At 41.8% G+C, this 13,603-nt stretch carries 8 protein-coding genes; 6 read left to right on the plus strand and 2 right to left on the minus strand.

Features of this window, described 5'->3' with window-relative positions:
• Nucleotides 1–123: 123 nt before the first annotated feature.
• Nucleotides 124–2,658, minus strand: coding sequence for a hypothetical protein (locus DW182_RS15200; protein WP_118296043.1), 2,535 nt, complete (start codon nt 2,656–2,658; stop codon nt 124–126).
• A gap of 624 nt (nt 2,659–3,282) precedes the next feature.
• On the opposite strand from DW182_RS15200, the gene DW182_RS15205 reads away from it, so the two are divergent.
• Together DW182_RS15205 and DW182_RS15210 are read left to right on the plus strand one after the other, a co-directional pair.
• Nucleotides 3,283–4,344, plus strand: coding sequence for a glycoside hydrolase family 2 TIM barrel-domain containing protein (locus DW182_RS15205; protein ID WP_118296044.1), 1,062 nt, complete (start codon nt 3,283–3,285; stop codon nt 4,342–4,344).
• A 4-nt stretch (nt 4,345–4,348) separates the two neighbouring features.
• On the plus strand, nt 4,349–5,896 hold the full coding sequence (locus DW182_RS15210; RefSeq protein WP_118296045.1) for an alpha-N-arabinofuranosidase: 1,548 nt from the start codon (nt 4,349–4,351) through the stop codon (nt 5,894–5,896).
• A 90-nt stretch (nt 5,897–5,986) separates the two neighbouring features.
• Here the strand turns inward: DW182_RS15210 and DW182_RS15215 are convergent, their stop codons facing one another.
• The gene (locus DW182_RS15215) at nt 5,987–9,979 is read right to left on the minus strand and encodes a hybrid sensor histidine kinase/response regulator transcription factor (protein ID WP_118296046.1); all 3,993 of its coding nucleotides are present in this window, start codon (nt 9,977–9,979) and stop codon (nt 5,987–5,989) included.
• 287 nt (nt 9,980–10,266) lie between these two features.
• Here DW182_RS15215 and DW182_RS15220 point away from each other — a divergent pair, with 287 nt between their 5' ends.
• Genes DW182_RS15220 through DW182_RS15235 form a run of 4 tightly spaced genes read left to right on the plus strand, consistent with a single transcriptional unit; the run spans nt 10,267 to nt 13,601 of the window.
• A complete protein-coding gene (locus DW182_RS15220) occupies nt 10,267–11,286 on the plus strand; it encodes a uroporphyrinogen decarboxylase family protein (RefSeq protein ID WP_118296047.1) in 1,020 nt (339 codons plus the stop codon).
• A gap of 4 nt (nt 11,287–11,290) precedes the next feature.
• Nucleotides 11,291–11,929, plus strand: a complete 639-nt coding sequence (locus tag DW182_RS15225) for a corrinoid protein (RefSeq protein ID WP_118296048.1) — start codon at nt 11,291–11,293, stop codon at nt 11,927–11,929.
• Nucleotides 11,923–12,600, plus strand: coding sequence for a vitamin B12 dependent-methionine synthase activation domain-containing protein (locus DW182_RS15230; RefSeq protein WP_118296049.1), 678 nt, complete (start codon nt 11,923–11,925; stop codon nt 12,598–12,600). Before DW182_RS15225 ends, DW182_RS15230 begins: the two co-directional genes overlap by 7 nt.
• The gene (locus DW182_RS15235) at nt 12,597–13,601 is read left to right on the plus strand and encodes a uroporphyrinogen decarboxylase family protein (protein ID WP_118296050.1); all 1,005 of its coding nucleotides are present in this window, start codon (nt 12,597–12,599) and stop codon (nt 13,599–13,601) included. The genes DW182_RS15230 and DW182_RS15235 overlap by 4 nt, the downstream gene beginning before the upstream one ends.
• Nucleotides 13,602–13,603 lie beyond the last annotated feature (2 nt).

A 13,603-nucleotide genomic window follows, 5' to 3' on the forward strand; every position in this document is an offset into this window, starting at 1 on the left:
AAACTGGAAAATGAGAACTTATCTGAAAACTTATTATTTTACCTTAACTATGAATATCTTATATCATGCTTGTTTCAATGTTTTTTTTAACGCCCTCCTTTCTTGATCCTTAAAAGTGAATACTCATTTATTTTTATAAACTTTAAATGCTTTTTGTTCTCCTGAAACTAAACACACATTCAAAATATAAAACCCTGAAAACGTTCCATGCATCGGGAATGTGTATTCCTCATCTGTTACCTTCATATCTTCGGTCCATAACCGTCTTCCTGCCAAATCTGTAAGCTCTACCTTTGAAATATCTTCTTTACCTTTATTTACCAGAAAAAGCTGATCCCCTGAAATATATGCCGAAAGTGAATTTCCATCAATCGTTTCGATTCCGGTCTCCGGGTCCTGCCCATAATCGGAAGACTGATATTTCGAATATCTATTATTCAATTCCTCTACCTTGGATTTCGGCATAGCTTCTACTTCTTCCAGATCATAAGTACCAAAAGCATCCTTAAAACGAATCATCGGATCCAAGTGAGCAGCAAAGTTCCACGTCAATGCTTCCATAATAGAATTCATTCTTCGACCCGCACCATTGCTTACCCTTACTTGGAAAGCTTCTTGCTGCAAGCCTTCAGGTTGTCCGGGATAAAGTTCCTGTCCCAGATTCATAGACTGTTTCGTATTGTGAGCACTGATACGTGCAACGTGGAGATAGTGTTCTTTACCCGTCAACAGATACAGGCGATAGTACACAAATGAGGACCATGCAAAACCTAAATCCGTAGCAGAATGGCCAATAGCTATAATATGCTGTCCGACAATACTTCTGTCTTTAGGCCAATCTGTTCTAGCTGTCTGATCCTTTTCTACCGGTACTTCAAACATATAGCTCCAACTTTCGGTGTATGTAGCAGCTTGTTCTGCAGCAGCCAACCATTTCGGATCTTTTGTAAGGTCATAGATAGCAAGAAAACCATTGATAGCTTGCTGACCGGATTCACTGTCGATAGTCTGCGGATTGTCTACCACACAAGCCACATAGAGATATCTTTCATGAATATTAGCATAAGAAAACTCTGCAGCTTTCAAAGCAGCTGTCTTATAACGTTCATCATTGGTGGCGATATAAAGCTCTACCAGATAACGAACAGCGCAAATAGTCAGAAACTTATTCTGATTACCTGCCGGATGTTTACCACCTACAACACTGAAAGGGTCATATTCCAGATAGTAACTACCATCCGCATTCTGATTAGTCACCAGGAATTCACCAAACTTCTTACAGGCATTCAGCCATGAAGGGATATCTATTCCATTACGTTTGGCATAACACCATGCATTCAGCAATCCGGCCATTCCGTTACAAGCTTGGCGCATAGAAGTCTTTGCCCAGTTGTCCCATGTACCCCATAGTGCAGCATAACGTGTCTTGGGAAGTCCTAAATCTGTCAATCCTTGAGAAGCCCATAAATTCAGTACATTGCTTCCTCTTACCTTATATTCCTCATTACCAGTCTCCACACCTGCACGAAACAATGCATAGCCAGCTGTAGGTTGTGAGCCAACAAAACCGATCTCATAAGTATTCTTATTTAAGGAGAAATCTGTCAGTTTCACACTCCATGGGAATCCGGGACCTTTTATATCCTTATCAACCGAACTGTCCAGATAATAATGATTAACAGTTTCAATCAATCCCCGATAAGCAGAATTCAAATTAACATCATAAATCTTTGGATTATACAGATTGAAAGCCAGTTCCCAAGCTTCATTTACAGCATTAGCATAGTCGGAAGTTTTATCTATTTTGAAATAGACATTATAAGTATGTTTATCAAATCCTTTTGTTATGGGATGCATACGTCTGCCCATTCCTCCGGTACGCAAGTCAGAACCTGGATAAGTAACTACAGCAGCAAAAGAGTCAGACTTCTTCCAGTTGACAACACCCACGCCACCAAACTGATAATTTTCGTCGACTACTACACCACGTGAATCATTCAGTACAGTTTCACATTTTGAATCTTTATGTACTAAAGTGAAAGTCAATCCACTTTCTTTTTGACGCATCATCACCACCGGAAGGGGAATGCGGTCTTCTCTATAAAGAAAACTCAAATCAGTAGCGACCGGAATGCCTGCAGGAATATTTCCATCTTTCTCAAAGTTACCTTTATACCAAACAGCAGGAATAAAGTATTCGCTATTTGCCAATACATCTTCCGGTGCAAACTGTAAGCCGAAAGAAGAAGAGAAGCCTTCATCATAAGGATTATCTCCCAACTCAACAACTTTCACGTTGCGTTTCAGTTCAAACTCACCGTTTCCCTTCGCTGTATATACGTCATTTATTTCAAAGACGGTGGTGCGAGGAGTGGTAGTCAGGCGTGCCATCAACTCTACTTTATCACCATCCTTTGTATAAGATGTATAAGTCGGATAGAAAGTATTCATCTTGACGTCAATCAGTAAAGCAGGATTCTGCTCTGTACCCGCATTAAATTCTTTGCCATAAGCAGAGAATGTAACACCATACGTGTTATCTTTCTGACGGGTAATATTCAGTGTTACTTCACCGGATGACAAAGTTGCTTCTTGTGAAAAAGCAAAAGAGGTATAAAGTAAGCAACTTAACAGGAAAAGAAGTTTTAGCGTTTTCATAATAGTACTTCGATTACAATGTAACATTCGTTTTGATGGTGCAAATCTAACGTGAAATAATATAAGAGGATATCCCTTGCGTACCAAAAAATTGCTCTAATTTGTCTATTTACAAAATTGCCTCAAACGGCCTCCAGAAAGGGAAAAAGAGCAAAAATGCTCTATTCTTCCAAAAAAATGCTATTTCTGTTCAAAGAGGAAAAATTAGAGTTCATATCCACGTATTGTACGTATAGAAATAAATCAAAGATTGCTGATGGACATTTGTTAGTTTTCTGATAATCAGCTAATAGTATTTACCAATGGCTTACTGCAAAATGTAAACGCATTTACTGCCGTATGTAACGGCCTTTACTCCTTATTGTAACACCATTTACCTCGGCATGTAACGAGCTTTACCTCGGTGTGTAAATGGAGTTACCGTGTGGGGTTAACAAAGTTATCATTTGGGATAAATAGAATCTCCATGAAATGAAACAACGATATACTTATCGTTCACCTCACATAAGTAAAAATCGGCTTGCTCTTACAGATTGGTCAAATGCTGTTGTTTTCTGAAAAATTAGCATCATTCCAAAAGGAAAGTTTCGCCTACATTTGCATCGAACTTAAATATATAATATCATGAATATACAACGATTATTAATCTGCATCTGTGTGGTACTAACTGCCGCTATCTCCGCTACTGCTCAAAGCAAAGTATGGAGTACAGAACAAGCTCAGAAATGGGGTAAAGAGAATCCTTGGTATTGTGGAGTTAATTATATTCCTGCCAATGCCATCAACTACACTGCCATGTGGGATAAAACGTCCTTCTCACCCGAAGTGATAGAAAAAGAAATGAAGTTAATGAAGAGTTTAGGTATGAACTGCGCGCGCGTAGTGATGCAATATGCGGTATATGAAGAAGATCCCGCATACTTCATACGTACACTCGACCGCTTTCTAAGTATCTGTGATAAGTACGGTGTAAAAGTAATGCCTATTTTCTTTGATGATTGCGCCTTCGGTGTCAATACAGACCCGACAGTAGGAAAACAACCCGAACCGCTGGAAGGCTGGTACGCCTGGGCCTGGTCTCCATCTCCCGGCTACTCAATGGTAGTAGATGAACGGACTCACGGTAAACTGGAAAAGTATGTAAAAGAAGTAATGAACCACTTCAAAAATGCCCCGCGTATCTTTGTATGGGACTTATACAACGAACCTACCAACACCACCATGCCAGAAAGAAGCTGGCCACTCCTCCGTAAAATCTTCACATGGGCGCGTGAAGTGAATCCGAAGCAACCCATCACATCAGGACTCTGGAACGGAAACAAAGAGCTAAATGACTTCCTTGCATCAAACTCAGACATCATCACTTTCCACTGCTATGCTTCGAAAGAAGAAACTGAAAAAGTAATGAAAGAGCATCTTAAATTAGGTCGTCCTACCATCTGTACCGAGTGGATGAACCGTGTAGCCCACTCCACCATTCCGGAGATTCTTCCAATGTTGAAAGAAGCACATGTAGGCAGTATGATGTGGGGACTGGTAAATGGAAAGACGCAGACCCATCTATGCTGGGGACACCGTCCTGAACAATTGCCTTACACCGGAGTATGGCAACATGACATTTACAAGGGAGATTATACTCCGTATTCAGCTAAAGAAATTGAAATAATCAAGAAAACAACCAAGTAATCACATGAAAACATTTCTATTAACCCTTGCGTTAACAGCCTCCACCTCTTTGTGGGCGCAAAGTGGACAGGCTGTCATAACCATTCAGGCAAACCAGCCCCGACAGACCATCAGTAAACACATTTACGGACATTTTGCCGAACATCTGGGACGTTGTATCTATGATGGTTTCTGGGTAGACCCCAACATGAATGTACCTAAAGACGGACGTATCCGCATGGATATTGTCAACGCTTTGCGCGACATCAGTGTACCTAATCTCCGGTGGCCCGGTGGCTGTTACGCTGATGAATATCAATGGCGTGACGGCATTGGAGACCCAGCCAAACGTCCCGTAACGCTCAACAGTCACTGGGGAGGTGTAACCGAGGATAACAGTTTCGGTACAGATGAATTCATGAAACTCTGTAAGCTACTTGGCTGCGAACCTTATATTTCAGCCAATATGGGTACTTCAACTCCTAAAGACCTGCGCGACTGGATTGAATACCTCAACTTCAGTGGAAAAACCCACCTGACACAACTCCGTGAACAAAATGGTCATAAAGAGCCCTATGGAGTAAGTTTCTTCGGCATTGGAAATGAAAGTTGGGGATGTGGTGGTAATATGACTCCTGAATATTACGCTGAGCAATATCGTGTCTTCCAGGAATATGCACGTAATTACTCTAACCACCCCATTAAGAAAATAGCCTCCGGTCCCAACAGTGCCGATTACAACTGGATGGAAATATGTCTGAAGAAAATACCGTCATATGCATTATGGGGCATTTCATTGCATTACTACACCATCGCTACGGGAAATTGGGGACAGAAAGGCTCTTCTACCCAGTTTGACGAGAAAGAATACTTTGGCGGAGTAAAAAATGCATTATACATGGAAACCTTAGTGAAGAACTACTCTGCCATGATGAATAAATATGATCCGGAAGAAAAAATAGCATTAGTCGTAGACGAATGGGGTATCTGGACAGATGTAGAGCCAGGCACCAATCCGGGCTTCCTGTATCAGCAGAACACCATGCGCGATGCCCTTATTGCCGCCTCTACCCTGAATATTTTCAACAATCATTCCAACCGGATACGCATGGCCAATCTGGCACAAGCTATCAATGTGCTGCAAGCCTTGATCTTGACAGATAAGGAAAAGATGTTGCTGACCCCCACCTATCATATATTCAAGATGTATAAAGTACATCAGGAAGCCAACCTGTTGGAATCCAGTGTCAGCGTCAACGACTATCAATATGGTAATGAAAGTATTCCTGGGGTCAATGTCTCGGCATCTAAGGATAAAAACGGAAAGATACACGTTTCTGTAGTAAACCTGAACCCTAAGAAAGCAGTACCCGCCAATGTCATTCTGAACGGCTACAATGCTAAACAAATAAAAGGAGAGGTTTTGACTTCCGCTTCATACACAGATTATAATTCTTTCGATAAGCCCGACAAGATTGCAATGAAAGAATATAAAGACTTCAAAAAGGAAAGTAACGGCAATATCAGTATGAAACTGCCTCCATTAAGCATTGTAACATTAGAAATACAATAAGTTTTCAAATAAAATAAGAATAGAAAGATTGTTTTTAAACTACTCAGGTCATTGAGAAATAGAATTTTTCAATGACCTGAGTTTCTTTTATCACTGCTTCACATGACTCTTAGCAAAGTCTTTCGGCAGCACCCCAAACTGCTTTTGGAAGCTCTTTGAGAAGTACGACAACGAGCGTATTCCCACAATCATACAGATTTCATTAATCCTGTACTCCCCTTCCAGCAACAACTCAGCAGCTTTTTTCAAGCGGATGATACGAATAAAGTCACCGGGAGTCAATTCCGTAATCCCCTTTAGTTTCCGGTGCAGACTGGTACGACTCATATTCACTTCCCGTGCCAAATCATCAATATTAAACGTATCATCATCCAGATTCTGCCTGATAATTTCCGTCAGTTTATTCAGGAAGTCCTCATCCGCTTTATTCTGTGCCATACTATTGGTAGCAATATACGGACTATTAACAAAGTTCTGCCGGAGTTTACTTCTGTTTTCCAGCAAATTCTTAATCTGAACCAATAGATGAGGCATCGCAAAAGGCTTCTCCATATACGCATCCGCCCCACTATTCAACCCTTCAATCTTATTGTTCAGTGTAGTCTTAGCCGTCAGCAGAATAATAGGAATATGGCAGGTTTCAAGGTTTGATTTAATCTCATTACACAGTTCCAGTCCATCTTTCAACGGCATCATGATATCCGAAACAATGAGATTTACAATATCTCCCTTGAGTACCTCCATCGCCTCCTCTCCATTATTGGCAGTGAGCACCTTGTAATATCTGCTCAACTGGACAGACAGGAAAGATTGGAGCTCTTCATTATCCTCAACCACCAGTATGGTTTCCTTAGCAGAGAAAGAATCTTCAAGTACCACAGTCGAAATATTCTCTCCGTCAGTTATTGCATCTTCAATCAAAACATCTTCCTCGGTCTGTTGAGCATCAGCCGATGCATTGGTAGGTATTTCCACTACAAAGGAAGTATCTTCCGCCTCTTCATCCAGATACAACTGTCCGTTATGCAGCTGCACCAACGAAGATGCCAACGTAAGTCCGATACCCGAACCCGGTTGCGTAGGATGAGCCCCTTTTATCTGGAAGAAAGCTTCGAAAATACGTTCCCGCATATCCGGTGGAATGGGCGTACCGTCATTCTTCACAGTAATCCGGAAAATGCGGTCATCCTCACTCACCGACAGTATGGCTTTAATGTATGTAGATGAATATTTAATAGCATTATTAAACAGATTACTGCACACCTTCGTTACCGCTTCTTCGTCCACCAGTGCCATCACTGCATGATCGGGACATTCCAGTATCATCTCCAGCTTCTTCCGCTTACCTGTCGGGACGAAACGATTGAATGTATTAGCCACCAATACATTGATATTCCGTACCTTCAGAGACAACGTAAACGCTTTAGACTCTATCTTACGGAAATCCAGCAACTGATTCACCAACACCAGCAACCGATCTGTGTTCCGTTCCATTGTTATCAGGTTCTCTTTCGTTTCATGCTCATCCGGATGGGAGGTCAGAATATAATCGAGAGGCGCCTTGATCAATGTAATCGGAGTTCGTATCTCATGCGCAACATTCGTAAAGAAGTCTATTTTAGCCTTATATATTTCCTCTTTCTTCTGCTGTTCCTGATGAGCCATTTTCTCATCTACCTGCCTCTTCTTCTTCCGTACATAAAATCGGATGACACCGAAAGACATACCCAGAATCAGCAAGGTATATAGTGCGTAAGCCCAAGAGGTCCGCCACAGCGGAGGAATAATATTGATATTCACTACAGTATTCGTATCACTCCAATCATGGCCATCCCTCGAGTATTTGATATGAAGTATATAATCACCGGGAGGAATACTGTTATACGCTATTCTAAAGACATTGTCCACGTAATTCCATTTCTTATCAATCCCCTCCAGCATATAAGCATACTTCCCGTTTCCTTCGGTTGAATAATTCAATGCAGAGAAGCTGAAGCTGAAAGTAGCCTGGTCATAATTCAGGTTAATTGTATTTGCATACGGTATGGCCTTATCCAATACATGATCGGAAGTTCCTACCTGAACCTCCTGATTAAATATATAGAATCCTGTCAGGACGACGGAATACTTGTTTTCATTCGGATGGAAGTTCTTGGGATTGAAAGCTACAAAACCGTCTATACTGCCAAAATATAGTGTTCCATCTTCAGTCTTGATACCGGAATTGTAATTGAACTGCTTACTCCGCAATCCATTAGGAAGATTATACAGCGCCTCAACACTCATCGTTTCAGGATTGAAGTTCACTAACCCGTTACTGGTACTCAACCAGAAATGCTGATGATCATCTTCCAGAATCTTGTACACCACATTGCTGGGAAGTCCTTGTTTCGTAGTGATACGCGTAAAAGTATCATCCATCTCATTGTAACGGCAGAATCCACCGTCCTCGGATGCAAACCACAAGCGCTTTTTGCTATCTTCAAAAACACAGGTAATCCGGTCGTAACAAAGACTGTTAGGATTCTTCACATCATGGCGGAACCTCTTTATTTCCTTGGTATCTGGATTATATCTGACTACCCCAAGATTGTAAGTAGTAAACCAGATATCTCCGTTCTTATCCTCCAGGATATCACTGATGAACATGCCATTCATAGGCATGAATACCTTGAAACCATCTATTTCGGGCACATACGTATAAAGTTCCGTAGTCGAACTCACCCAGGTAGTATTCCGGCTATCCGTATAAATGGCAAATATATCATTATTGAGGATCGAATTTGGGCGTCCATCCTTCTCGTAATGCCTGCAATGGTTTGTTTTTAAATCCAGTACATCTATTCCTTTAGTAAAGGTTCCGATCCATAACTTATCACCTACCAGATTCAGACATTGAATATTCGTAAAAGAAATATTCATCGGTTTAGTCTTATCGGATATATGTGTAAACAGCCCGGTATGGGTATCGTAGTAGTTCAACCCGTTATCTTCCGTGGCAATCCACAAATTACCCTTCCGGTCACTCACAAACTCCCTGACTCTGTAACCGCTAATAGAGTTTTTATAGGCAATGGGATAGAAGTTCTCAAAATAAGAATACTGCTTAGGAATATAGTCCACACCGCCAAAGTAACTTCCAACCCAAATCCCCCCTTCCCTATCTTTAAAAAGGGCATAAATGGCATTATCAGAAATAGACAAATCATTGTATGCTTCATAAGTGATATGCTGAACCGAGCCTCCTTTCAAGACGTAAATGCCACTTTCTGCACCTACCCAATATTCATCTTTTGAAATCTTTTCAATATGCCGCACATAAATATCAGAATTTCGCGACTCATCAATTTGGAGTTTTTTAGATTCTCCGGTTTCTTTATTGATAAGAAACAATCCTTTATCCAGAGTACCCAAAAGTATATACTGCTCCTCATAAGCACAGATAGCGGTAGGAGTATTGTCATTCCGCGCTAAAAAGGTTGTTTTATCTCCATCGATATCATATTTGATAACCCCTATATCGGGAAAAGCAAGATAAGCAGTTCCATCTTCATCCAAAAATAGCGCCCGAGGGGCATAAGCTGTGTAGGGTGCAAACCGATCATGCATATTATAAAGTTTGTCCTCCGATGGCTGGTAAATGAATAGTCCGTCACCGGAAAGTATCCATACCCTATCCGACTTATCAATATAAATCTTATTGATAAATCCGTCTACCCTTTCCTGCTCATCTGTTTGCTTATTGAAATTCGAGAAAGTCTCCGTAAAAGGATCATAAAGAGAAATCCCTTTATCCGTGGCAATCCATAAGGTTTTGTCCTTATCTTCAGTGATACAGTATATCATACTGTTCCGAAGTTCATTAATAGAGTCACCACGTTGGTAGACTTTAAAGTCATGCCCATCGAACCTGTTCAGGCCGTTCTTGGTTCCCACCCAGATAAACCCTTTACTGTCCTGAAACAAGCACATTACCGTATTATGTGACAAACCGGAATTATTGTTATAATGCTTAATCTGTTGTGCCCAAAGGTTCCCCAAACAGAATATCCCCAAGAATAATATTAGTATAATCTTTCTCATAAGAATATGTTTTTCATGTAGCTCGAACTACTGATGCAAATTTAGGAATTAAAATCAATTCCGGCATAAGAAGAGCATAGAATAAAGGCCAAAAGGCCCATTCTGGTCGAAAAACGCTAAAAATGGCAAAATAGTATCTTTTCAGAACCTCCTGCCCCTTCTCATTAATATATAGAATGAGTGAAAAGTGTCATTTTTTGGTGTTGTACTGCCAAGGCTTTGGGCTAATCTTCAGTATGTTTGCAGCCGGCAGAGTTAGATTTGTTAATCACTAAATTTATGTAGTTATGCAAAACTGTAAAACCAAAAGAGAAGTAATAAAAATGGTGCTGGATGGTCAAAAACCTCCTTATGTACCTTGGTCTTTCAAATTTACGCAGGAGCCCAAAGAACAACTGCAAAAGTACTACGGTGTAGAAGATCTGGACGTAGTATTAGGTAACCATGTTCTTCAGTTAGGTAGCGATATCGGTTTCTTCGAATACCTGGGCAATGAGCTGTATCAAGATGTATTTAAAGTAGTATGGGATCGTAGCATCGACAAAGACATCGGTGACGTAAAAAGTATCGTACTACCGGAACCTACCCTGGAGGGATATACATTCCCCGACCCGTTGGATCCCCGCTTCTTTGCAAACATCGAATCGGAAATAGCAGCCAAACCGGATATGTTCCGTTGTTTCCAGATCGGTTTCTCATTGTACGAACGCGCATGGACTATGCGCGGCATGGAAAACCTGTTGATGGACTTCATTATCAATCCTGAGTTTGTTCACCAACTGCTAGATGCCATCTGCGACTATAACCTGGCACAAGTAGATAAGGCACTTGAATATGACATCGATGCCGTTTATTTTGGTGACGACTGGGGACAGCAAAAAGGTCTCATCATGGGATACGACATCTGGAAAGAATTTATATATCCCCGTCTGAAACGCATGTACGGTCATGTACGCGCTGCCGGAAAATATGTAATGATACATAGCTGCGGTGACGTGGACGAACTGTTCGATGACTTGGTTGACATCGGCCTGAACTCTTTCAATCCTTTCCAACCCGAAGTGATGGATGTATACGACATCCTGCCCCGTTACCGCGGACGCCTCGCATTCCATGGTGGATTATCCATGCAAAAGATACTTCCATTCGGAACCCGTGAAGAAGTAGTTGCCGAATCGGAACGACTACTTGAACTGGGAAAAGAAGGCGGATACATATTCTCTCCCTCCCACTCGGTAGAAGGAGATACGCCATTTGAAAACATGTTAGCATTTATCGAAGTTGCACAGAAACAATTAAAACAATAATACCATGAGCGATTTAATGAATTTAAAAGAGGCTATAGTCAATGGAAAACTGGAAGAAGCAAAAGCCATTGTCAACGAAGCCCTTGAGGCAGGAGTGAATGAACAAGAAATAATCAACAACTACCTTATCAAAGGAATGGAAGAAATAGGCGAACGTTTTGATCAGGGAAAAGCGTTTGTCCCGAACCTGCTGCTGGCAGCACGTGCCATGAAAGGTTGCCTTGAAATCCTGAAACCAAGATTAAAAGACGGATCAGGAGCCTCATTGGGAACATTGGTCATCGGGACTGTAAAAGGTGACCTGCACGACATCGGAAAGAATCTGGTAGCATCTATGCTTGAAGGCTGTGGCTTTGAAGTCATCAACTTAGGTGTAGACATCTCCGACTCACAATTCGTTGATGCCGTACGAAAGTATAATCCTCAGATCGTATGCTTATCAGCTCTGCTGACTACTACCATGAGCTATATGAAAAAGGTGATCGATACCCTGACCAATGAAGGTTTGCGCCAAAAAGTGAAAGTTCTGGTAGGAGGCGCTCCTGTAAGTGAAGAATTTGCCATACAGATCGGAGCAGACGGATATAGTTCCAACGCCAACGGCGCAGTCATTTTAGCTAAAAGAATTTTGGGAAAATGCTAGAACAGAAGCAGATAAGAATACAAGACTTAGAAATCTCCGAAAAGGATATATATCTGGCTATGGGATACCAGGAGAATGTGCCCGACAGTTATGTGTGTGAGCTCATAGCTGAAACATACTCCGAAATAGTCCCCCTATGCCTACCCCGGTATATGTACCGGATACAGGAAGCCAGACAAATATCCCGGCAGAAAATGGAAATTGAGGGTACCGAGTTTACCACAGGAGGCATTATCGGTTCTTATCTGCAAGGAATGACGCAGGTATGCTTGTTTGTTGCAACAGCGGGGAAAGAGTATGACGCCTACTTGCATACTCTCAAAGCGCAAGATAACATTATCAAAGAATACATTGCCGATTCCATCGGAAGTGTCATTGCCGAAGCTTGTGGAATTTCGCTCGCTAAAGAATTAGAAACCGTTAGCGAGCTCTTCCACACGCTTCCCTATAGTCCGGGATACTGCGGTTGGAACATTCGGGAACAGCAAAAGTTATTCACATTCTTCCCACCGGAACCTTGCGGAATAACCTTGTCGGATTCATTCCTCATGTCTCCGGTCAAGTCCATCAGCGGATTCATAGGTCTAGGCAAAGAGTTACGCCCCCAGCCTTACCGTTGTGAAATATGCAACAATAAACAATGTTATAAAAGAAAGGAAAACAAGATATGAAAAATATGAAAGAATGGTGCCACAACGTAATAGCCACTCCCGAAAGAATAGCTATCCCCATCATGACGCACCCCGGCATCGAGCTATGCGGCAAAACCGTACAACAAGCCGTCACCAACGGAGAGATACATGCCAAAGCCATCTGCAAACTAAATGAAACCTATCCGGCTGCCGCATCCACCGTAATCATGGATCTGACGGTTGAAGCAGAATGTTTCGGCTCGGAAATTGTATTTGCCGAAAATGAAGTGCCGAATGTCGTAGGCAGATTAGTTCACGATCATGCTTCCATCATCGCCCTTCCAGTACCTTCCATCCAGTCCGGACGTATGCCCGAATACCTGAAAGCCAACAGATTGGCAGCAAAGAATATCACTGATAAGCCTGTATTCGGTGGATGTATCGGCCCCTTCTCCCTGGCAGGACGATTGTACGATATGTCGGAAATGATGATGGCTCTATATATGGAACCCGACAGCATACGGATTCTACTCGAAAAATGCACAGAGTTCATCACCAATTATCTGCGTGCCATGAAAGAGACTGGAGTAAACGGAGTCATCATTGCCGAACCGGCAGCCGGATTAGTCTCCAATGAAGACTGCTCTTCATTCTCCTCGACTTACATCAGCCGCATTGTCGAAGAATTGCAAGATGATAATTTCATGATTGTGCTTCACAATTGCGGAAATACCGGCCATTGCACTGCTGCCATGGTTGAAACCAAGGCAGCCGGACTTCACTTTGGTAATAAAATAGACATGATACAGGTATTGCAGGAATGTCCCGAAAATATCCTGGTGATGGGAAACATCGATCCTGTAGGCATATTCAAGATGGCAACACCCGAGAAAGTCAAAAAAGAAACACTTGAACTGTTACAAAAGACAGGGAAATGGAAGAATTTCATATTGTCATCAGGTTGCGATGTTCCGCCTAAAGTGCCGATGGAGAATATAGATGCTTTCTACCAAGCCTTGAACGAGTACAACCATCAATAAAA

It is taken from the genome of Bacteroides sp. AM16-24, assembly GCF_003471885.1.
In the GTDB taxonomy this organism is placed as follows: Bacteria; Bacteroidota; Bacteroidia; order Bacteroidales; family Bacteroidaceae; genus Bacteroides.

What these genes read in the sequence shown, in the direction of transcription:
- DW182_RS15200 (WP_118296043.1), bottom strand. Translation starts at nt 2,658, where the DNA reads ATGAAAACGCTAAAACTTCTTTTCCTGTTAAGTTGCTTACTTTATACC.
- DW182_RS15205 (WP_118296044.1), top strand. Translation starts at nt 3,283, where the DNA reads ATGAATATACAACGATTATTAATCTGCATCTGTGTGGTACTAACTGCC.
- DW182_RS15210 (WP_118296045.1), top strand. Translation starts at nt 4,349, where the DNA reads ATGAAAACATTTCTATTAACCCTTGCGTTAACAGCCTCCACCTCTTTG.
- DW182_RS15215 (WP_118296046.1), bottom strand. Translation starts at nt 9,979, where the DNA reads ATGAGAAAGATTATACTAATATTATTCTTGGGGATATTCTGTTTGGGG.
- DW182_RS15220 (WP_118296047.1), top strand. Translation starts at nt 10,267, where the DNA reads ATGCAAAACTGTAAAACCAAAAGAGAAGTAATAAAAATGGTGCTGGAT.
- DW182_RS15225 (WP_118296048.1), top strand. Translation starts at nt 11,291, where the DNA reads ATGAGCGATTTAATGAATTTAAAAGAGGCTATAGTCAATGGAAAACTG.
- DW182_RS15230 (WP_118296049.1), top strand. Translation starts at nt 11,923, where the DNA reads ATGCTAGAACAGAAGCAGATAAGAATACAAGACTTAGAAATCTCCGAA.
- DW182_RS15235 (WP_118296050.1), top strand. Translation starts at nt 12,597, where the DNA reads ATGAAAAATATGAAAGAATGGTGCCACAACGTAATAGCCACTCCCGAA.